This window comes from Marinobacter sp. (genome assembly GCF_052091845.1).
GTDB lineage: Bacteria > Pseudomonadota > Gammaproteobacteria > Pseudomonadales > Oleiphilaceae > Marinobacter.
The window spans coordinates 1-22,189 of sequence record NZ_JBQDCO010000035.1 but is presented as its reverse complement, the minus strand read 5'-3'; the positions used below and the strand labels follow the sequence as shown (position 1 = coordinate 22,189).

Here is a 22,189-nt window from a genome sequence, read left to right as displayed (position 1 = left end):
GACAGTGCTTCCGGGTTCGGCTACTATCACTCTGCATTTTTTGGTCATCTAAGGATAGATGAAGGCAGCCATGAAGGACTCCACAGCCCAGAGCCAGAAGGCTCGCAACACAACCTCGTTTTATCATCACTCAGGCGCTTTCGATGCAGAGGCGAGCGGGTACCTGGTTGATCAGGCAAAGCACCCAGAAGTCTTGCGCCTGCTGTTTGAGCACGACCCCGTGCCGGTTTACGATTTACCGTATATCCATTCGCAATACCGTGAACATGCCTATGATGGCCCTCTGGTCATCCAACCTACCACGGCCGAGAGTGAGGAATGGCTGCAACGTTGGTTAGCACAAGGCAGTGCCCTGGCAGTTTACGGGCCATTACTGACGTTAGAAACCATTCGCAATCATCTTGTTAGCCTGAATACCGTGGCTACTCCATATGGTGACAGCCTTTTTCGCTATGCGGACTCAGCAACACTTGGCAGCCTTGGCACCTCGCTATCACCTCACCAGCGCTTGCGGATTCTTGGACCGCTAACGGCAATTCATGGTTGTTACGCGGGTGAGAACTGGACGCTGACAAAGGAGCAACCCTCGGCGCTTCAAGATGAGCTAAAAAAACAGCCTCCCCAGCCTCTTGAATTGACTCAGGAGAACCTGGCATCGGTAGAAGCTCATCGCCGATATTTATTGGCAAGGGCCTTGGCAGACAGCAACGACTTAGAGGCCCAAACTGTCACTTACTGGCTCCAGCAGCTGGAAACTCTAGGCGCACCCAATGAGCAAGGCTTGGTAGAAGGCGCCGGGGTATTAATAGCTCGGGGTTTTATCAAAGCATTGAGCGACGATGAACTTGCGACGGTACGTAAGACCAGGCAGGGAGCCGACTGGTCAGACACACTCGAAGCACTTGAAGCATTAACGCATTCACAGGAGGGAACCTGAATGACGACCACTAGCAACCTGCCCTTCTCACCCAGCTCAGCGCCTCTGGGAGCCCACGGTGCGCCCATTTGCAGGCACGAAACCGCAAGCGTGCTTTTACGCCGCAATGACAACCTCAGGCGACCGAGAGCGTTTATCAATGCCGGTGAAATCAAGGATGAAAGCGGTAAAGCCGTAACCGCAGAGCTACAGGATGGCACAGAACATACGCCAGACAACTCAGAAGCCCGCTTCACCAAGCTCGTGACAGGCAACGCGCAATGGTATTGGCCCGAGGAGCCGGAGGGAGAGCATTTGATCGGGTTCGATACCGTGAGCGAACAACGTCGCTTCGCTCCCGGCCACTACCTCGACGAGGGCGTAGATCTCACCGTTATTCAGGGTGAACGCAAAGCGAAGGCCATACATCTGCCACCACCGGTAATCATTAATTTACGCGAATCAGCGCCCGCGGCAGCCGACTTGCTGACAGACGAACAACTGGATTATTTTCGGGCAAACGGCAACAACGCCCTTATCTATGTACACGGCTACAACGTGCCCCATGGCGAATGGGGGCGCTTCCTGAACCGCAAGGCCAGCCAAAAACGATACGGTGGCCACGGGCCTGGACCCAAAAACGCCTGGCACCCGAATAACGCCACCGTGTGGCAGGATACGGAAGCTCTATCTGACCACACCTACGCCCCACTGCAAGATGAAGACGTAAATGGCGCCGGCGCTCACAGCTGGGCGATTCACATGGAGTACCAGTTGAACCGGGCAGCGGGTTTTGATGGCAAGGACTGGACACCATACAGCCGCATCATCAACATTTCCTGGCCGGGGAATACCGGCGCGACCGACTTCATGCAGGCCGAGTTGAACGCCATGACAAGCGGGCGACGTCTGGCCCCGTTGCTGATGCAGCTGGCGGATGTAGGCATTGCCATCAACCTGATCTCCCATTCTCTGGGTGCCCGGGTTGCGCTCACTGCCTTGAACATTTTGGGCACCATCGGTAAAACCAGCATGGTCGACCACCTGTTTCTCTGGCAACCCGCCGTTGCAGACAACGCACTCACCAACGACAGCAGCCGCGATGTACACCCTCTGGGCCTGGGCGTATTTCCTTCGGCCCACAGCGCCGTTCGCAAGATAGTGGTGCTGCACTCCCGCGGCGACGGCATTCTTGGTGCCGGTAAAGATAAAGAGAGCGCCTGGTGGCAGAAAGCTTTGTTGCGATCTTCCCCGGCGGCTCTGATTGCAACGACCGCCTCGAATCTCGCAAACTCAGAAGACGCCATGGACGATGTGCTCGGTTACTTTCGGGGAGCCTATGATAAAAAATGGTGGACCTTCCCAAGCTTTCTGGATAACGGTTTCGGGCCGGCCATCGAAGAGCTTTACAAAGACTACTTACCGCTAACATTCAAAGCACAAATGACAGCCTACCCTCAACTATCTGAGCACGTGCCCGAAGCGCTCAAGCGAACCGTCAAAGCAAACTGGAACAGGCTGGAGCAAGACATTCTTGCGGAAGCAGATGCTCTCTGGCAGCCCTGCATAGACTGTCTGCGTAACGGAGAGCGGCCGCCAGAATACACCCTGCTGGCACCCTTAAATCACCGAGCTAGCGTTAGCCCGCAAGTGGCGAAGGACTATGTTTTGCGGTTGAAGAAGCTTGCGGTGAACCATTGGTTTCCGGAGCTGCCGCCCAGACCGGCGCTGGGGTATGTGGGGTTTAAAGAAGTGACCCGGAAAGACGCGTCAGGATTCGATGAATTTATTGAGCAGTTGTTGGATGACGAAAAGTTCTTCCCCGTTGACCAATCAAAATGGCTTTTTAGCCATTCAGGGATGCGGATTCCCAGCCACGAGGTATTCAAAAGGTCCTTTATGGATGAAATCATCGAACCTATTCTAAAAGAAGGAGTCGGTTTTGGGAGTTACTAGTGGAAAAAACCGGGCCTTAGCCTTACTTGTGCTCATTGTTCTATCTTTGTCTGCCTGGATGCTCTGTAATCATTGGCTGTGGGCCGGCCCCATTATGTCTGCAGGTGTATCAGACAGCGGTCGCTATGCCATTACCGCACATAGGGATAACTCTCTGATCCTCTGGGATATTAAAGAAGAAAAATGGAAAACCCTCAACGGAAAAGCAAATGTCTACAGCGCCACTTTTGCTCCGGACAGGGACGTTTTTCTTTGGCAGGACCTGAATGACCGAGTAAAGGTGCAAACGGTGACTGGCGAAGAGCTTCTGAACTTCAATCACTTTCCAACCTATGGACACCTAATGTCCTCTGACATGGCTACTTACGTGTCTGCAGATCAGGAGTGGAATGTGTTCACAGGTTATGGTGACAATAAGACGCCTGTGCTCAAAGATGGGATCAGTCCCAGTTTTACCGGTTCTGGTAAGTTGCTAAACCTCGCCATGGCAGAGGGTAAGAGTTATTTCATTACCGCTGGTTCCGGCGATGACGACGATCCCATAGAAGACTATGCGCCGATCGACGATGATCGCCGGTTTTCACGATACAGCGGCGTCACCCTATGGAATACGGATACTGGTAAACCAGTGGCCAAATTTCAGGGGAACTCCTCCAAAACCCACGCCACAATAAGTCCAGACGGGCAGTGGGTAGTCAGTGCTGATGAGGCCGGAATCGGGCTATTCTGGAACACTGATCGGCCGGATGTCCGACACCGATTAGCAAGGTACCATAGCGGAATCTATCTTGAAGATACGCCTTTTGAAACAGGCGACCCTCGAAATAGAGACAAAAGCGGGCTGATCGAAGCTCCGCGCGGCGCCCACGATTTCACCATCGCCGTCGCCTTCATCCACAACAGCGAATACTACCTCCGCTTCGGCAACAACAGCCACATGGCCGCTCTATTCAAAACCGGCAGCCCCTGGCCCGTGAAGTACTTTGATCTGGGCGAATCGCCCAAACTGGTCACTTACGGCAGCAATTACGACCGCAACACCGCCATCGCCACGTCACCCGAGACGGGTATTCTGGCGATGGGGCACCAATCAAGCGGCGGTATCAGTGTGTATCAGTTCGACCCAGACGAACTGACGCTGGATCGGGTTTGGGTAGTGGAATAATGGCGCGGACGCTGACCAATAGTGAAAGGAACATGGAGCAATCTGGTCGACCACCTGTTTCTCTGGCAGCCCGCCGTTGCCGATAATGCTCTTACCAACGATAGTAGCCGTGATGTGCACCCTTTGAGGCTGAGCGTGTTTCCTTCGGCCCACAGCGCCGTTCGCAAGATAGTGGTGCTGCACTCCCGCGGCGACGGCATTCTTGGTGCCGGTAAAGATAAAGAGAGCGCCTGGTGGCAGAAAGCTTTGTTGCGATCTTCCCCGGCGGCTCTGATTGCAACGACCGCCTCGAATCTCGCAAACTCAGAAGACGCCATGGACGATGTGCTCGGTTACTTTCGGGGAGCCTATGATAAAAAATGGTGGACCTTCCCAAGCTTTCTGGATAACGGTTTCGGGCCGGCCATCGAAGAGCTTTACAAAGACTACTTACCGCTAACATTCAAAGCACAGATGACAACCTACCCTCAACTGTCTTCATATGTACCCGACGCGCTCAAACGAACCGTCAAAGCAAATTGGGACAGGCTTGAACAAGATATTCTTGCCGAAGCAGATGCTCTCTGGCAGCCCTGTATAGATTGCCTGCGCAACAGCGAGCGGCCTCCAGAATATACCCTGCTGGCACCGCTGAACCACCGGGCCAGCGTAAGTTCGCAAGTGGCGAAGGATTATGTTTTGCGTTTGAAAAGCTTGCGGTGAACCATTGGTTTCCGGAGCAATCGCCGAGGCCTGCGTTGGGGTATGTGGGGTTTGAAGAGTTACTAGATAAGAACTCAACTGGCTTTGATGCCTTTGTTGGGCGTAATTTTGATCAAGGTACATTTGCACCCATTGATCAAACCAAATGGTTATTCAGCCACTCAGGTATGAAGATCCCCACTCCAGAGTTGTTCCAAGAAGTCTATCAACGAGAAATCATGCAGAACCGATTGTTGGAAAATTCAAAGTTTGGACGTTACTGATGAGCAAATTCAAAGTTTGGACGCTTTTGCTACTGGCACTTACTCTGCTTGCAGGGTATGGCCTATGGCAAGGCTACAACTCACCCGGGCCAGCCATGAGCGTCTCGGTTTCCTCGAATGGGGTATATGCTATCACCGCCGACCGAGACCAGAAGCTGATTCTTTGGGATTTGAAAGAGCACAGTCGTGAGATCATTAGCCGCAGAGCTAATATCTATAGTGCCTACTTCATCAAGAAACAGCCCACGTTTCTCTGGCAGGATCTCGACAATACCGTCACCGCTCAATCGGTAAACGGCGAAGTCCAAACGGTTTTTGAACTAAACAAGCCCACCTATGGCCATCTTATGACCCGGGATTTCAGCACCTATTACTACTCTGACATTGGCTGGGGCATATTTCGACGATCGGAAGATGGATCTACAAAGACACTGAAGGCAACCGATGGCAGAGCTTTTCTTGGCTATCACAAGCTCTTCAATCTCTCGATGGACGAGTCTGAGCAATGGCTGGTTTCTGCAGGGAGTGGCGAGCCCAAAGGATTTGAGCCCCCTTATTATCGATCACTGCAAGAAGTCCTGGATCAGGGGGCAGACTACCGGCACCTGTACAGCGTTGCTTTATGGAACATCGAAGCCGGAAAACCGACTGCAAAACTGGATGGCAACTCCTCCAAAACCCACGCCACGATCAGCCCAGATGGGCAATGGGTAGTCAGTAGTGATGAAGCGGGAATAGGACTTTACTGGAATACCAACGCCCCCAGTGTACGGCATCGCCTAGCTAGAGTTTATGGTGGTGTATTCCAGGATAATCTCCCCGATGGGCTACCCGACAACGACTACTACGACACCAGCAAGCTGATCGATGCTCCACCAGGCCTCAACGATTTCACCATCGCCGTCGCCTTCATCCACAACAGCGAATACTACCTCCGCTTCGGCAACAACAGCCACATGGCCGCTCTATTCAAAACCGGCAGCCCCTGGCCCGTGAAGTACTTTGATCTGGGCGAATCGCCCAAACTGGTCACTTACGGCAGCAATTACGACCGCAACACCGCCATCGCCACGTCACCCGAGGCGGGTATTCTGGCGATGGGGCACCAATCAAGCGGCGGTATCAGTGTGTATAGGTTCGATCCGGACAAGCTCACGCTGAAACGGGTCTGGGTGGTGGAGTAAACGCTGGAACTAGCCCTCTTCCGGTCGCGTTTCGTCTTCCAGAGCGTCGATCATGAACTGGGGCATGGCCAGCGCGCCATGGTGGGTGCCACTATTATAATAGCGGGTCACGAAAGGGCGGTTATTTGCGTCATCTTCACGGAAATATCTCAGCGGATTGTCTTTGCTGGCCATGGTGCAGCTCCACCAGCCGGTGGGGTAAACAGGCTGGGGGAAAGGCAGTGTTTGCACATGGTCGAAACCGGCTTTGCGCATGTCGTTGTGCATATCTTTGATGATGGTGTGAGTGTGCAAAAGTGGAGACTCACTCTGCTGCACGATAATACCGCCCTCTCCCAATGCCAGCATGGCATCGCGGTAGAAATCCAGAGCGAACAGGCCTTCGGCAGGGCCAACGGGATCGGTGCTGTCGATAATCAGAATATCAATGCTGCCAGGATCTACTTGCCGCATCCATTGTATGCCATCGCCAAAGAAGAAGTTGGCCCGTGGGTCGTCATTGGATTCGCACAGTTCAGGGAAGTAGGTTTCAGACACCCGGGTAACACGCTCGTCGATCTCCACCTGCCAGGCTTCTTCCACATCAGGATGCTTCAGAACTTCCTTCAGGGTGCCGCAATCACCGCCACCAATAATCACGACTTTCTTCGGTTTTTTGTGGGTAAGTATTGCCGGATGAGTCATCATCTCATGGTAGAGAAAGTTGTCCCGGGTGGTTAACATCACGCAACCATCCAACACCATCAGGTTGCCAAAGGTTTCGGTTTCATAGATATCCAGCTTCTGAAACGGCGTTTGCTCTTCGTGCAGTTTTTTCTTTACCTGCAGGGAAAATGCAGTTCCCTGGTCTTGGAATATCTCGGTAAACCAGTTGTTACTCAACGTTGTCATGGTGCTCTCCTGCAAACCCTGGGTGCTTGGTTAAAGCGCGTATTGTAGAGACGCACAACGATCAGCCAAAGCATTTGTTCATATTGATAATGTTTCCGAGCCACTAACAGCGGCTGAGGCTTTCAGGCACAAAAGCTAAGCCCTACAATATCAGCCACTCAGCAAGCCTACGCAGCCCCGTTTTCCCTGAAGGATAGCAGCCATGAGCAATACACACGCCTCTCCGGCCCACAAGGTTTATAACATTGCCCAGTGGAGCGATGGCTACATCGGCGTAAATTCTGCGGGCGAGGTTGTTATCCGGCCAGACCGGGACAGCAACGGGGCGGAGATCAATTTGCCAGAGCTCACTCGCTCGTTGGTGAATTCCGGGCTACAGCTGCCCGTGCTTATTCGCTTTACAGACATTTTGCACGATCGGGTGAACCAACTGTGCAATGCATTCAATTCAGCCGCCACCGAACAAAACTATGAAGGGCGGTACACCGCCGTTTACCCGATCAAAGTGAACCAGCAACGCCGTGTGGTTGAAGAGCTGATCGCCGCAGAACCAGCCGCCAGCAATGGCCAGATAGGGCTGGAAGCGGGCAGCAAGCCAGAATTAATGGCCGTGCTCGCGCTGTCGCAGCAGCAAGGTTCGGTTATTGTGTGCAACGGCTACAAGGACAGGGAGTATATCCGCCTGGCATTAATCGGCCAAAAGCTCGGCCACCGGGTATTTATTGTCGTGGAAAAGCAATCGGAGTTGCCGCTTATTCTGGAGGAAGCCGGCAAGCTTGAGGTCTCTCCTCTTATTGGCGTACGTGTTCGCCTGGCAACGATCGGCAAAGGCAATTGGCAAAACACCGGCGGGGAAAAATCCAAGTTCGGGTTGTCCGCCAGCCAGGTGCTGGATGTGGTGAATACATTAAACAAAGCCGGCGCTCTGGACACCCTTCAGCTTCTGCATTTTCATCTGGGTTCTCAAGTCGCCAACATTCGCGATATCCAGACCGGCCTGCGTGAATGCGCGCGGTTTTACAGTGAGCTACGGCACATGGGCGCGCCAGTGAACACAGTGGATATTGGCGGCGGCTTGGGTGTCGATTACGAAGGCACCCGCTCCCGTAGCGCCTGCTCGATGAACTACAGCATGCAAGAATATGCTCACAATGTGGTACACGTGCTGCAGGAGGAATGCGACCGCCACGGCCTTCCTCATCCGGATCTGATCAGCGAGTCCGGCCGGGCACTGACGGCTCACCACTCAGTACTGGTAACCAACGTGATTGACCACGAAGAACCGGAAAACCGGCCCACCAAACAGCCTGAGCAAAGTGCCCCGGCACCACTGCACGAGCTCTGGCGCGACCTGGAAAGTCTTGAGGACCCGGAATCTCCACGCTCACTGGTCGAAATTTACCATGATGTATTGCACGCCATGGCAGATGTTCACAGCCAGTTCGCCCACGGTCTGCTTTCCCTGCGGGATCGCTCAGATTCAGAAGCGTTATACACTCGATGCTGTCGTCTGCTGCAGAGCCAGTTGGACAAAAACAGCCGGGCCCACCGTGAAATCATTGATGAGCTGAACGAGAAACTGGCGGCAAAGCTGTTCGTTAATTTTTCGCTTTTTCAGTCATTGCCCGATGTTTGGGGTATCGATCAGATTTTCCCGGTGATGCCTGTAAACGGCCTGAACAGACCGCTTAGCCGACGCGCAGTGGTTCAGGATATCACCTGCGATTCTGACGGACGCATTGACCTCTACGTAGACGGCCAAGGCACAGAGGCCACCCTCCCGATGCCTGAAGACAGGCCCGGCGAACCTTTGCTGATGGGCTTTTTTATGACCGGTGCTTACCAGGAAATTCTGGGAGATATGCACAACCTGTTCGGTGACACTCACTCTGTGGATGTGCGCCTGAATCACTCCGGTGACTTTGATACCAACACGCCCATTACCGGCGACACGGTTGCCCAGGTGCTCCGATATGTGAATTTCGAGCCCAAAGCCCTGTTGGCCGCTTATCAGGATAAGTTTGCAGCAAGCAACCTGTCGGAACAGGCGCAGGCACCATTACTGGAGGAACTGGCTGCGGGGCTTGAGGGCTACACCTACCTGGAAGACTAGAACTTTCTGAAAAGCTGACAAAACGGTTCAGTTACAAAATACTATCGCTGCCCTCTGATCCGTGCAAAAAACGAGCTCGTAAATACTCCCACTGACAAATCCGGGACGAGTGCATAGAATGAGCAGCAGAACAAATTTAAATCATGCAACAGTCGAGGAGCGTCCGGTGACGACACTGGATAAAAAACCAGCGCGTGCCGAGGGCCGGAAGGATCCCTGGAGCCAGCTGTTGGTGAAGGTGGGAAAACACCAAGATCGCCGGGCTTACCATTCGTTGTTTGAGCATTTTGCGCCTCAGCTCAAGTACTACGCTATGGCAAACGGTATGGCCAGCCACGCGGAAGAATTGGTGCAAGAGGTATTTGTATCGATCTGGCGGCGAGCCTGCCTCTATGACTGGCAAAAAGCTGCAGCCTCAACCTGGATTTTCACCATCGCCCGTAATCAACGCATCGATATGCTGCGCAAAATGCGCCGCGCCAGTGTGGAAATGCATGTCGAAACCGAGGATCTGTGGCAGATACCGGGCGAAGATGAGAACCAGCCAGTCACGTCACTGCACCGGCTGATGTCCGAGCGCCGGGTGAGAGAGTCTCTCAGTCATTTGCCGGAAGAACAGATTACCGTGATTGCTAAAGTATACATGGAGCAGAAATCGCACCAGATGGTCGCAAACGAATTGAACATCCCTCTGGGAACAGTAAAAAGCCGCGTGCGCCTGGCACTTGGTAAGCTAAAAGTGATTTTGCAGGATCAGAACGTATGACACGGCATCATCCCGAAAGCCTAAGCCTGCTGGAGTTCAGCGCAGGCAACCTGAGTGAACCTCACGCCCTTTGTATCCGCCTGCACCTGGATAAGTGCACCCTTTGCCGCAGCCGCGCAGAAACACTCGATAGCCTTGGCGCAGTGATGATGGAACGTCAGCCGAAGGTCAGCGTGTCTGAATCGATGTTTGACAGCATTCTGGCAAAAATAGATGAGTCTCCTGCCCCCCAGCGAACACCACAGGCAGGGCCTAAAATCAGTATTCTTCAAAAGCTGCTTGGAGACGACATCAACGACCTCCCCTGGAAACACCAGTTGGGCGATGTCAGCGTAATGGATATCACGGAAAAATTTCCAGGGCAGAATGAGCGGGTTGTCCTGCAAAAACTGAACGCCGGCGGCAAGGCTCCAACTCACACACATAAGGGCAATGAGACAACCATTGTGCTGCAGGGGGCTTTTTCAGACCAAAACGGTGTTTTCAATCAATGGGATTTTGTTGTGCTTACCGACCAGGATGAGCACAAACCTGTCGCGATAGGTAATGAAGACTGTATTACGCTGTCTGTATTGAGTGCGCCCATTAAACTGACCGGGACATTTACCCGTATGCTCAATCCGTTTATCCGCTAACACTCATGCCCGATTGGTCACTTTCTACCAAGGTAGCTGAGAGCCGTCCCAGCTCAGGAAGTGGCCATTATTTTCTGATGCTAACCCCTCTCAAGTGCTCCGACAACGGCCTTCAAAGACGTATCTTCTTCCGCATCCCAGGCAAGCAATGTCAGCCAGCTGTGGTTGCAAAGTGGCTCTGGCACCTGGGATGGGTCACGACAAAGCCCCACCACGACCGTCTGGCACAGCAGACCGTAATACCAAGCTCCAGCAAACGATCTTCGCTTTCTGTTGTTTGATGTACTGGGCGTTTACAGGTATTTTCTGTCTGCTCCGGCACTGGGGTACAATTGCGCCCTTCAACACACCCTTTGACAGTGGCCGGCTTGCGCCCGGATCTGAACGGAGCCTCCATGAACGGCGATGATTACGCTTTCCGCTTTGGCGGTATTGAACGCTTGTACGGGCGCCGCGCCCTGCATGGGTTTCGTGACGCCCACATTGCTGTTATCGGCTTGGGCGGTGTGGGCTCGTGGGCGGCTGAAGCTTTGGCCCGCAGTGGTATTGGCACCATCACCCTGATCGATATGGATGATATTTGTGTGTCCAATACAAACCGCCAGCTTCATGCTCTGGAGGGTCAGTACGGTCGTACCAAAACCGAGGCCATGGCTGATCGACTGAAAGCCATTAATCCCCATGCGGATATTCGGGTTCACTTTGGTTTTCTTACTCTGAAAAACCTCACCGAGTTGATTACGCCAGAAATAACAGGCGTGGTTGATGCCATCGACAGCGTAAAACCAAAAGCCGCGTTAATTGCCCACTGCCAGCGGGCAAAGCTTCCGGTTATATGTGCCGGCGGCGCGGGCGGCCAGACAGACCCCACCAAAATCCTGGTGACTGATCTCAGCAAAACGACTCAGGACCCTTTGCTGGCAAAGGTGCGCAACCTGCTGCGCCGGGAATACGGTTTCTCGCGCAATCCCAAGCGGCGCTTTGGCATTGAGGCCGTATACTCAACAGAACAGCTCACGTACCCTGCCGAAGATGGCGAGGTTTGCCTGCAAAAGCCGGCCACCGCTGGCCCCTCGCGGCTTGACTGTGCCACTGGTTTTGGAGCGGCCTGCCCCGTTACTGCCAGCTTTGGCTTATTCGCAGCCTCACGGCTGCTAAATCGCATTGCACGACGCACCAACCAATAATCACACGGATTCCAACATTTTATGCCAGCCAGCACAGTCCTGATTCTTGCCAGCATTGGTGTCCTTTCACTTTCTTTTCAGTGGCTTGCCTGGCGCATGCGGGTGCCGGCCATTCTGTTTTTGCTTGCCGGCGGGATACTTGTGGGTCCGGTGCTGGGCTACCTCAGCCCGGATGATGTCTTCGGCGACTTGCTGTTTCCTATGGTGTCTCTGGCCGTTGCCATCATACTGTTTGAAGGCAGCCTGACCTTGCGGTTTGATGAAATCCGCGGGCACGGAAAAATGGCACGTCACCTCATACCTGTAGGTTCTGTCGTAACCGGTATTATTGGCACACTCGCCGCGCGCTGGGTTCTGGACATTTCCTGGGCCGTGGCTCTGCTTTTCGGTGCCATTTCGATTGTCACCGGCCCAACCGTTATCGCGCCCCTACTGCGCTCAGTGCGTCCAAGTGCAAAGCTGGCCAATGTTCTGCGCTGGGAAGGCATTATTATCGATCCGGTGGGCGCTTTGTTGGCGGTACTGGTATTTGAGGGCATTGTTTCCTGGGGCCAGGGCAACGTGTTTGGTCACTCGTTGTATATTTTTGGCAAAACGCTGCTGATTGGTTTTGTAATTGGCGCCTTGGCCGGTTATCTGAACGGCTTGGTGTTGCGCAAACACCTTATGCCGCAATACCTTCACAACGCCGCGACACTTACTTTTATGCTTGGCGTTTACGCTTTCTCCAACGAGATGGCCCACGAATCCGGCCTACTCACGGTTACCGTGATGGGTATCTGGATGGCTAACATGAAGCAGGTCTCCGTCGACAGCATTCTTGAGTTCAAAGAATCCCTGAGTGTTCTGTTGATATCGGCACTGTTTATCATTCTGGCGGCCCGGGTAGAATTTGCTGCGATTGCAGATTTGGGATGGGGGCTGGCCGTCGTTTTAGCTGTACTCATGCTGGTTGCCCGGCCGCTCAGTGTGTTTTTATCCGCCATAGGCACCGACCTGAACTGGCGAGAAAAGCTGTTTCTAAGCTGGATTGCGCCCAGGGGCATTGTGGCGGCGGCGGTGTCTGCCCTGTTCGCATTCCAATTGCTAAACCTTGGCTACGAAAGCGCTGCCGCTCTTGTGCCCATGGTGTTCATGCTGATTATTGCGACGGTTATCCTGCAAAGCCTGACAGCAAGGCCCATCGCCCGGCTGCTGAAAGTTACGGAGCCAGCCGAGTACGGCTTTCTGATTCTTGGCGCCAACCCGGTTGCCCGCATGATCGGGCAGGCGCTCAAGAAGCATGACGTTCCGGTTGCCTTAGCAGACACCAACTGGGAGAACGTACGCAAGGCGCGCATGGACGATTTGAAAGTGTACTTCGGCAATCCAATTTCCGAGCATGCTTCAAGCCATCTGGACCTCACAGGGATTGGCAATCTGCTGGTGGTTTCCCCTTACAAACACATGAACTCTCTGGCGACCTACCACTTTCTGGACTGGTTCGGCGACACCAGCGTATACAGCCTTTCGGAAGGCGATCAAGACCAGAAGGCACGACATCAAACGGCTGGTAAAATCCAGATGACCCGAGGTTTATTCGCTGGCGTGAGTTATGCAGAACTTGCGAGCCTGGCCAGCAAAGGTTATTCGATAAAAACCACCCAGCTTAGCGAAGAGTTTGAGTACAACGACTTTTTGGAAAAATACCAGGGCCAGGCCCTGGTGCTGTTCGTGTTCGACAGCAAGAGCCGGATTAACCCGGTGCGCAGCATGGACGACCTGAAGCCCGATGACGACTGGATACTGATTAGTCTGGTGCCACCACAGAATCACAAAGAAAAAAGAGACAGAGAAAATGGCGAAGGGCCGGCGGAGCGGTCTTCAGGGGGCAAAGAGCCCTCAGCGAGCGACAAGGAGCCTTCAGCGAGCGACAAAGAGCCTACAGCTGAAGGCTCAATGCCTGAAAGCTAAGATTTAACGGCAGTCCAAAACAAGCTTGCCGCGCACATGCCCACCCTCAAGAAGCTCGTGGGCTTGTGCGGCGTCATCCAGCGCGAACGCTTTCTCGACGTGTACCTTCACATCACCGCCTTCGATCAGCTCGGCAATTTCATCCAGGTGGAACACATCCGGGCGCACGGTCATACCGTGAGCCCTAAGCCCCTGGGCTTCGGCTGCACTAACAACTTCATCGGCCGTAACCGTGGGGATGGTCACCAGCACGCCCTTATCACCCAGGGTGCGCAGCGATCGCTTGCCGGTTTCGCCACCAATCAAATCCAGGACCACATCCAGCCCAAAGCACTCTTCAGCGAAATCTGAGGTTTGGTGATCAATCACTTCGTGCACACCAAGCTTTGAAAGGAAATCCCGGTTACCAGCAGAGGCTGTGGCAATAACATGGGCGCCCCGCGCCAATGCAAACTGCACTGCAAAGTGCCCTACCCCCCCTGCCCCGGCATGCACGAGAATCTTCTGTCCAGGTTCAAGGTCTGCAATTTCAAACAGCGCCTGCCAGGCCGTAAGCGCGGCAAGTGGCAACGCCCCTGCCGTGACCAGGTCAAGCTCCTCTGGAACAACCGCCAGCTCGTCTGCTGCTGCTATGGCGTACTCGGCATAGCCTCCACCGTCCAGAGCAAAACCAACCAGCCCCATAACCCGGTCCCCGGGTGCTAATGTGGTTACACCATCGCCGATGGCTATCACTTCGCCTGCCACGTCGTAGCCGGGCGTCCACGGCAGCGTGCTTGCAATCTGCTTCGCTACAAACCCCAGGCCTTTACGGGTCTTCCAGTCGATGGGGTTAAGCCCGGCGCCGTGCACGCGAATCAACACCTGCCCTGTTTGTGGCGAAGGAATATCCGAGTTTGCCAGCTGCAGAACATCGCGCTCACCAAACTGGTGATAGACCACTTTTTTCATGGAAGACTCAGAGGGTTGTTCAATAGCTGTGTCCATGGGTATCTCCGAAAAAAGGCGCTGATTTTGATAAACCAGTGGCTGACGTGAGGAGGTTTTCTGTTCTTTATTCAGGTTACCAGAAGTTGGCAACAATAGTGACTCAGATGGGCTACAGGCTCTTTCCCCCGGTCACCGTAGCCGCTTTCATAATGTCGGCAAATTCTTTGGGGACCCGCGAGGGGCGCTGACTTTTCATATCCACACACGCGTGGGTCGACACCGCCCGCATCAGGGTTTTGCGATCAGCCAGGCGCACCAGCTGAAACTGGCGGGCGGAGCGAAAACGGCCATCAAAGCCGGTAACCCAGGTTCCCATCAGCAACCGATCACCAGCATTGGCAGACGCCAGATAATCAATTTCTGTGCGGGTGATCGCCATGGCTTTACCCGTAGCCTCATGCATTTCCCAGTTCATGCCCAGCTCATTAACATGAGCCCAGCTGATATCCTCCAGCCAGCGCACGTAGATTACATTGTTGGCATGTCCAAGTTCGTCTGTATCGGCCTCGACCACTTGGATCTCAAAGGTGAAAGGGTTGGGAAGATCCCATTGTATTGGCTTCTGATCAGTCATTTCTGCTCCCCAAGGCGTGGAATGGCCTGCAACGGTAACCGCCCTATACGGTCATTGTGAAGAGAACCAAAGTACAGGTGGCCATCGGGAAACACTCGCCCAGCAAAATAAACAAAACCAACAACCCGACCATCAACCACTTTATACAATCAACCTACCTGTTTATTGTTTTAAACACTTAGTCGCCAGCCTCGCCATCAAGAAAGGTGTGGCACAACGCCACAAAGGTATCTGTTTTCTCAGCATGCAGCCAATGCCCTGTGCCCTCAATAATCTGCAGCTGCGCAGCAGGGAATAACCGATCGATTTCCGGTTGGTGTTTTTGCTGAATATAGGCCGACTCCTCGCCTTTCAAAAACAGCACAGGCCCGGAGTATGGGGTTCCTTCTTCTGGTGCAGCAGCCAGGTTATCATAACAGGCATCAATTGCTTTCAAGTTCAGACGCCACCGGTACACAGGGCCGCCCTGTGTCTGTTCTTCTTGCGGAATGCGCTCAAGATTCATCAACAAGAACTGGCGAACGCCAGGTATTTCAACAAACTCTGCCAACTGCTTATCGGCATCCCGGCGGGAGCGTACACAGGTAAGGTCAACCTGCTTCATGCCTTCCAAAATAGCGTCGTGCCCTGGCTTGTAGGAAATCGGCGCAATGTCGGCCACAATCAGCTTTTCGACTCGCTCCGGTGCCTGCAAGGCAACCTGCATCGCCACCTTACCTCCCATGGAGTGCCCCAAAAGAGAGGCCGTGTCGATGCCCTGTTCATCCATGTACGCAAGCACATCCCCTGCCATCGAGGGATAATCCATTGTATCGGCATGGAACGAGCTACCGTGATTGCGCAGGTCCAATGCGTGAACCTGGCGCTCTTTCTGGAATTGCCGAGCAATGGCACCCAGATTTTCTTGTGCCCCAAACAAGCCATGTAACAGTATCAGGGGGGCGCCTTCTCCGGTAATTCTGTGGTTCAGTGTCGCGCTCATGGGCAGGCTGTCTCCGTTAAGGTTCGCAATGTATAGATGTGGATACATTAACACTGCCAGTCCGGTGAGCAAGGGGAGGCGTTTAGAAGGGCGTTTCCTGCAATTAAATAAACCGGGCGGCGCCCGGCTTGAAGATCATGAATTTTCCGTGCCCTGAGCAGTACTACCTTAGAAGTAGCACTCTCGAGTGCAGTACTTTCAGCAGTAATACATACCGCGCAGGTACTCCGCCAGTGCTGCTACATTTTTGCGCTCAAACTCAGTCTGCGGTACAAAAATATCGTTTGTCATAAAGCACCTCCCAGTAGGCCTTTCCATTACTTCACCCTGTTGAATTGATGCTATCGTTGTACAACACAGAAGCGGTTGACAGACTGTCTCACTCGTTTGACATTTTGTATCAGCATCCATGACAACTCGTTAATGAGCCGGCTAACGTGACTTCTGCCCCTACGGATACCACAACCACGCCTTACGTTGCTGCCTCCAGCACACTGGCACTGGTGCATTACTTAAACCGCCAGGGCGTTCTGGATCGCCTGCGGGTTGAGCAGCTTATTGGCCTGGACTTGACGCAACTCGAGGACCCCGACAGACGTGTACCCGCCGAGGCACATTATCGGCTGTGGGTGCATGCAGAGCAGGTTACCGGAGACACTGCAGTGGGCTTGAACGCGGGCCAGGTGATTGACCCGGAGCGCATGGGCCTGGTGGGGTACGTATTCTTTAATTGCGATACGCTGGGCGAAGCAGTAACCCAATATGTGCGCCTGCACAGTTTGATCAACGAATCGGTAAATCTGAGCTTCGGGCAAACGGGTGAACAGGCAATACTGACTTGGCAGGCAGATTCGCCAGAGCACTATAGTCGCCAAGACATGGACCGTACCCTGGCCGCGGCCTTGTGTCGAACCCGGCACTTTATATGCCCTGGCATTCAGGCTGAATGGGCGGAAATTGCCCATTCACGTCCGGATTACGCCAATCAGTATGAAAAACTGCTGGGAGGCCCCGTAACCTTTGGCGCGCCTGCAACACGATTGGCGTTCAACAGCGGCTTTATGAACCACCCTATTGCGCACCGCAATCCTTATGTGTATTCCGCGGTTCTTCGCCAGGTCAATGGTTTGTTGGCCCGCCTGCAAACACGACGCTCGTTTGGTCGGAAGATCCACAGGCTGATATCCCGCCAAATGTCTACCGACAAAATTGATGCGGATACTCTGGCCAAGCAGTGTCACATGAGCCGCCAAACGCTTTATCGAAGACTTAAAAGAGAGGGGCTTGGCTTTCACGAGCTGGTGGAACAGGTGCGCAAGGACAAGGCCCTGCGCTATGTGGCTTCAGATCACTATGCCCTGGGAGAAATCGCTTTTCTTCTTGGTTTCTCGGAACTGAGCGCCTTCAGCCGTGCTTTTAAACGCTGGACAGGCACGGCACCCGCTCAGTATCGTGCCCGGCATCCAAGCCAGGACGCAGATCAGTGATGCCAGATACTCCCTTGCTAGCCATCGCCATTGGCCTGCTTTACCTGGGTTCTATGGCTTGTATTTACCGCATACTTCTCACCTACCGAACAGCTCAGGGGGCTTTGGCCTGGATTGTCGGCCTGCTGGCCCTGCCCTATATTACAGTGCCACTGTTTCTTGTGTTTGGCCGCTCCCGCTTCGGTGGCTATGTAAAAGCCCGGCGCATGGGGGACCAATCGCTAACCGATTTTCTGAATCGCTTTGAACGCCAAGCTACGTCTCTCTCCTCGCCTGATCAGAAACAGTTTGACAAAGAGCTTCAGGTGCTTTGCCGGCTCGGCAGGCAACCCTTTACAGAAGGCAACCGGTGCTCCCTGCTACAGGATGGAGAAGCCACTTTCGAGGCGCTGATCGGGGCTATGGAGAAGGCAACCTCTTATATACTTCTGGAGTTCTATATCGTGCGCTCTGACAAGATTGGTCAGCGCATCAAAACCCTTCTTGAGCACAAGCTCGCCGAGGGCGTGCAGGTATGGTTTCTGTACGATGAGGTTGGCAGCGTTGGGCTGCCCCGCTCTTATCTGAAAGAACTTTCAAAAGCCGGGGCCCAGGTTGCTTCTTTTGGTGATGGCAACATTCGCCGCCGACGGCTCCAGATCAACTTTCGCAACCATCGAAAATTACTGATCTGTGACGGCAAAACAGGGTTTGTAGGAGGCATCAACCTGGGCGATGAATATCTGGGCACGGTCATAGATGAAGAGCCATGGCGGGATACTCATTGCCGAATCGAAGGCCCGGCGGTTACCGGGCTCCAGCTTGCCTGGCTGGAAGACTGGAACTGGGCCAGCGACGAGTTCCCCGAACTGGACTGGGCACCGCAGAACAACCTATTCGGCGATGAACGAGTTCTGATACTGCCAACCGGTCCGGCAGACACCTGGGAAACCTGCACGCTGTTCTTCCTGAACTGTATCAACAATGCGCAATCCCGCATCTGGATCGCATCACCCTACTTTGTTCCTGACTTTCAAATTGTGAACGCATTGCAGCTAGCGGCTCTTCGAGGCGTGGATGTGCGAATCATGATTCCGGAAAAATCGGACAGTCGACTTGTTCGCCTTGCAGCCTATTCCTACCTGGTTCAGGCCAACCAGGCAGGTATTGGCATTTACCGGTATCAGCCCGGGTTTATGCATCAGAAGGTTGTTCTGGTAGACGAGCACTACGCGGCTGTGGGCACAGCAAACCTGGACAATCGATCCATGCGCCTTAACTTTGAAATCATTTCGATCAACACGTCTGAAGCGTTTGTGGCCAATGTGGAAGCCATGCTCACCGAGGATCTTTCCCATTGCCGCAAGATGACCGAACAGGACTATCATAACCGCTCCATTTTGTTCCGGCTGACTTGCCGCGCGGTTCGCTTGCTGGCACCTTTGCTGTAACAAGCGTAAACGTCAGGGCATAAGCCAGACCACGGCGCTGGCCCTGAAACAGGTGAATATGCGACTATTCGCACCTCATTCTGCGAACCCATACCCAGTGAACATTATCCATGAAGGCGTTCAAACCCAAAGTAACCCTGACCGAGCAGGTCGCACGCCATATCGAGAACCTGATTGTATTTGGCAAGCTTGATTCCGGTGAGCGTATTTACGAAGCTGCCATGGCGAAGCAAATGGATGTTAGCCACGGTTCCATCCGAGAAGGCCTTTTATTGCTCGAAAAACGCCACCTGGTAAAAAACGTACCCCGAAAAGGTGCTTTTGTTACGGAGTTGGACGATTATTTTGTGCGCAGCCTTTACGAGACACTGGAGCTCTACCTGACCCACACTGGCCGAAAGCTTGTTCGGCAATGGCAACCTTCAGATCTGGCGCGGCTGGAGCAACTGTATCAGCAGATGGAAGATCACTTTAACCAGAATGATTTGATGGCATTTCTGGACTTGGGTATTGAGTACACCAAAGCCTCTCTGGCCTATGCTGATAATTATTTTATTGTCGCCGCCATTGACGATCTGTGGCCTTCGGCGCGTCGTTGCGCCTTCGTCGCCTTCAAGTATGGTGGTATACGCGTGCTGGAGGACAACTTGTCACACATGCGGGAATCGATCAGTGCTATCAAGGATAGAGATGAAGACCGACTCGCCTCTCTTCTCCACAGGTATGCCATTCAGCAGTGCCAGCAGGTGCGTGATGCTAATAAAATAACTGAGTGAACGAGAAGCCGATATTCAGATAAGCCACCCAGTTGTCCTTATTGCTGTACGCTGTTGCCAGCTGCACGGGGCCTAAAAAAGTATCCACCCCTGCGAAAACGCTCCAGGATTTCACCGAGCTGTTCCAGCCGGCATCGCTCAGGGATTCCCAGGCGTTTCCTGCCTCCAGACCCATGCCCGCGAACCAGGGCGTGATCGGGCCTCCAAAAGACTGGCTGGCATAAACCGACGCCATGCCCGCACTGTCGCCCGTTATCTGACCGGGTGCATACGCAGACAAGCGCCGAAATCCGCCAAGGCGTATGGCGTTCTCAAGCCCCGCGTTGCCGCGGGTCACCGTATGGGCAAAAAGTAGTCCGGTCAGGGTGAAGCCTTTATAGCTCCCTGTGCCAAGTGCCATTCCGGTTATAGAGTCGAAATGTCGGTCGGAGCCAAGATCTTCACGCTCCACACGTCCCCGAATGCCGGCAAAAGCTCCGTCACGGGGGAAAAACGGATCATCCAGTGAATCGTGCACCAGCTGTAGACTGACATTGCCTTGATGTACTGCGCCATTCGGGGAAGGCGCAGTACCTATCTGCTCCTCCACGGTGGCGTAACCCCGGGCGTAGGTAAGGCGGGCCTCAGCATTGCCCCCCAACTCCATACCCAAACCGATATCTGCCTGGCGGAACGTGACATCCAACTCCGCAACGCGAGCACCTTCAATGCCGTATACGCTAATGGTATCCCGGGAGTATTGTGCACCCGCCACCAAAAAACGCTCATAGCCATAATCAAGCGGCTGATACCATTGAGTGCGAACACGTGGTTCCGTGCCAAGCTGCACACCCGTTTGCCACTCGGCACCCAGCTCATTCAGTTCCGTCACACGCAAAGAAGAAGTCAGATTGAAGCGCGTATCGCCGTCAAAGTTATCTTCATAATTCAAGCCAAACGACAGGTAATTGGGCCCCCAGCTTTTTTCCTGAACTTTAATAATCAGCAGTGTCCCATCAGCCGTTGCCGACTGGGCGTAGGACACAGTTTCGTAGTAACCCAACCCATAAATGCGCTTCAAGTCTGCTTCCAGCGCATCCACATCCAGTGGCTCGCCGACTTTTTGCCGGATCCGCTCGCGGAGGAATTCGCGGCCCAGGCGACGGTCATGCTCTATTTTAATGCCGGCAATAAGGCCTGCATTATAATTGGCAGAGGCCAATCGCGACCTGTAGGCCTTCCACGCCCGGTTTGCCACTGTGAGGGCATTCAGTTCCACCGCATGGTTTCTGGCCCCCGTGGCTCCCAGCTCAAACAACACAGGTGCGTTAAAGAAATCGGCCAAGCTATGGCCTTCCAGGTTTGGCTGGATGAGCACATCGTCGTCGCCGAGCAGCGTCAGCTGTTGGTCAGTGTTGCGCCGGGTCATGATGGTAGTCAGCTGCCCAAACACCGAGAATGCCTCACGCAATTTGTCGGGGCCCATCAAGGCGTCGGTGATATCGACCGCAATGATAATGTCGGCCCCCATCTCGCGGGCGACACTCACGGGCAGGTTGCTGGCAACGCCGCCATCAACAAGCAAGCGGTCATTTAGCTTAGCCGGGGCATACACACCGGGGATGCTCATGCTCGCGCGTATGGCCTCCGCCAGGTTACCACTGCCAAGCACCACTATTTCCCCGGTTTCAAGGTCCGTTGCAACTGCACGAAAGGGAATGGGCAGGCGGTCGAAGTCTTCAACCAAGGCAACACTGTGAGTGAGTTCGTTGAGAATAAAGCCAAGATTTTGCCCCGCGATAATACCCGCGCCCAGATGCAGGCCGTCCAGGTTGACACCAATGCCAGGTGTAATAGGGAATCTCCACTCGTCCTGTTTACGGCGGACAGGTTTGTAGGCCCGACCCGGATCATCCTGAAAACTGGACAACCAGTCCATCTCCATAAAACGCCGCTCTATCTCGGCGACTGACATGCCAGAGGCATAAAGTGCACCCACTGCAGAGCCTGCGCTGGTTCCCACGATCATATCCACCGGAATGTGCATTTCTTCCAACACCCGCAAAACACCGACGTGGGCCAACCCCTTGGCCCCGCCACCACTGAGCACAAGGCCAACTTTCGGGCGCTCGGCGTTGCCACCTGCCGAGAGGCTGCCGGCTGCAGCAGTGTGGGGTATAAGAAACGTAAGCGGTCCAATAACCCCATCTATACAGGTATCGTTTAGACCGGTAATGTCT

Annotated in this window: 18 protein-coding genes; 13 read left to right on the top strand and 5 right to left on the bottom strand. The window is 53.8% G+C overall.

The annotated features are described in order from the left end of the window. Positions 1-70 precede the first annotated feature (70 nt). The 5 genes from ACTHYN_RS11930 (at position 71) to ACTHYN_RS11910 (ending at position 6,186) form a co-directional block, all read left to right on the top strand. On the top strand, positions 71-937 hold the full coding sequence (locus tag ACTHYN_RS11930; protein ID WP_441812674.1) for a DUF4123 domain-containing protein: 867 nt from the start codon (positions 71-73) through the stop codon (positions 935-937). Continuing rightward, on the top strand, positions 938-2,872 hold the full coding sequence (locus ACTHYN_RS11925; protein ID WP_441812673.1) for an alpha/beta hydrolase: 1,935 nt from the start codon (positions 938-940) through the stop codon (positions 2,870-2,872). 94 nt (positions 2,873-2,966) lie between these two features. Further along, positions 2,967-4,037, top strand: a complete 1,071-nt coding sequence (locus ACTHYN_RS11920; protein ID WP_441812672.1) for a WD40 repeat domain-containing protein — start codon at positions 2,967-2,969, stop codon at positions 4,035-4,037. Positions 4,038-4,058: 21 nt separating this feature from the next. After that, the gene (locus ACTHYN_RS11915) at positions 4,059-4,739 is read left to right on the top strand and encodes a hypothetical protein (protein ID WP_441812671.1); all 681 of its coding nucleotides are present in this window, start codon (positions 4,059-4,061) and stop codon (positions 4,737-4,739) included. A 262-nt stretch (positions 4,740-5,001) separates the two neighbouring features. Then, positions 5,002-6,186, top strand: coding sequence for a WD40 repeat domain-containing protein (locus ACTHYN_RS11910; protein WP_441812670.1), 1,185 nt, complete (start codon positions 5,002-5,004; stop codon positions 6,184-6,186). Between the two features lie 9 nt (positions 6,187-6,195). Here the strand turns inward: ACTHYN_RS11910 and speE are convergent, their stop codons facing one another. Further along, the gene (speE, locus tag ACTHYN_RS11905; RefSeq protein WP_441812669.1) at positions 6,196-7,077 is read right to left on the bottom strand and encodes a polyamine aminopropyltransferase; all 882 of its coding nucleotides are present in this window, start codon (positions 7,075-7,077) and stop codon (positions 6,196-6,198) included. Positions 7,078-7,279: 202 nt separating this feature from the next. Here speE and speA point away from each other — a divergent pair, with 202 nt between their 5' ends. The 5 genes from speA (at position 7,280) to ACTHYN_RS11880 (ending at position 13,731) form a co-directional block, all read left to right on the top strand. Then, positions 7,280-9,190 carry a biosynthetic arginine decarboxylase gene (gene speA / locus ACTHYN_RS11900; protein ID WP_441812668.1) on the top strand — a complete coding sequence of 637 codons (1,911 nt, stop codon included), beginning with the start codon at positions 7,280-7,282 and terminating at the stop codon, positions 9,188-9,190. A 166-nt stretch (positions 9,191-9,356) separates the two neighbouring features. Next, positions 9,357-9,956, top strand: coding sequence for a sigma-70 family RNA polymerase sigma factor (locus ACTHYN_RS11895; RefSeq protein WP_441812667.1), 600 nt, complete (start codon positions 9,357-9,359; stop codon positions 9,954-9,956). Next, on the top strand, positions 9,953-10,591 hold the full coding sequence (locus tag ACTHYN_RS11890; RefSeq protein WP_441812666.1) for a ChrR family anti-sigma-E factor: 639 nt from the start codon (positions 9,953-9,955) through the stop codon (positions 10,589-10,591). The genes ACTHYN_RS11895 and ACTHYN_RS11890 overlap by 4 nt, the downstream gene beginning before the upstream one ends. Before the next feature lie 395 nt (positions 10,592-10,986). Next, positions 10,987-11,778, top strand: a complete 792-nt coding sequence (gene tcdA, locus ACTHYN_RS11885; RefSeq protein WP_441812665.1) for a tRNA cyclic N6-threonylcarbamoyladenosine(37) synthase TcdA — start codon at positions 10,987-10,989, stop codon at positions 11,776-11,778. A 21-nt stretch (positions 11,779-11,799) separates the two neighbouring features. Continuing rightward, positions 11,800-13,731, top strand: coding sequence for a cation:proton antiporter (locus ACTHYN_RS11880; RefSeq protein WP_441812664.1), 1,932 nt, complete (start codon positions 11,800-11,802; stop codon positions 13,729-13,731). 3 nt (positions 13,732-13,734) lie between these two features. Here the strand turns inward: ACTHYN_RS11880 and ACTHYN_RS11875 are convergent, their stop codons facing one another. The 3 genes from ACTHYN_RS11875 to ACTHYN_RS11865 form a co-directional block, all read right to left on the bottom strand. After that, the gene (locus tag ACTHYN_RS11875; protein ID WP_441812663.1) at positions 13,735-14,718 is read right to left on the bottom strand and encodes an NADP-dependent oxidoreductase; all 984 of its coding nucleotides are present in this window, start codon (positions 14,716-14,718) and stop codon (positions 13,735-13,737) included. A 112-nt stretch (positions 14,719-14,830) separates the two neighbouring features. Then, positions 14,831-15,295 (bottom strand): acyl-CoA thioesterase, encoded by a 465-nt coding sequence (locus ACTHYN_RS11870; protein WP_441812662.1) that lies wholly within the window; start codon positions 15,293-15,295, stop codon positions 14,831-14,833. 178 nt (positions 15,296-15,473) lie between these two features. After that, positions 15,474-16,277, bottom strand: coding sequence for an alpha/beta fold hydrolase (locus ACTHYN_RS11865; RefSeq protein ID WP_441812661.1), 804 nt, complete (start codon positions 16,275-16,277; stop codon positions 15,474-15,476). A 437-nt stretch (positions 16,278-16,714) separates the two neighbouring features. Between ACTHYN_RS11865 and ACTHYN_RS11860 the strand changes: the two genes are divergently transcribed. The 3 genes from ACTHYN_RS11860 to ACTHYN_RS11850 all read left to right on the top strand — a co-directional run bounded on the left by ACTHYN_RS11860 (position 16,715) and on the right by ACTHYN_RS11850 (position 19,970). Further along, entirely contained in the window at positions 16,715-17,764 is a 1,050-nt protein-coding gene (locus tag ACTHYN_RS11860) for an AraC family transcriptional regulator (RefSeq protein WP_441812660.1), read from the top strand. Beyond that, positions 17,764-19,194 carry a cardiolipin synthase gene (gene cls, locus ACTHYN_RS11855; RefSeq protein WP_441812684.1) on the top strand — a complete coding sequence of 477 codons (1,431 nt, stop codon included), beginning with the start codon at positions 17,764-17,766 and terminating at the stop codon, positions 19,192-19,194. The genes ACTHYN_RS11860 and cls overlap by 1 nt, the downstream gene beginning before the upstream one ends. A gap of 110 nt (positions 19,195-19,304) precedes the next feature. Continuing rightward, on the top strand, positions 19,305-19,970 hold the full coding sequence (locus ACTHYN_RS11850) for a GntR family transcriptional regulator (protein ID WP_441812659.1): 666 nt from the start codon (positions 19,305-19,307) through the stop codon (positions 19,968-19,970). On the opposite strand, the gene ACTHYN_RS11845 is transcribed toward ACTHYN_RS11850, so the two are convergent. Next, a complete protein-coding gene (locus tag ACTHYN_RS11845; RefSeq protein ID WP_441812683.1) occupies positions 19,951-22,128 on the bottom strand; it encodes a patatin-like phospholipase family protein in 2,178 nt (725 codons plus the stop codon). The genes ACTHYN_RS11850 and ACTHYN_RS11845 overlap by 20 nt on opposite strands. Between the last annotated feature and the right edge of the window lie 61 nt (positions 22,129-22,189).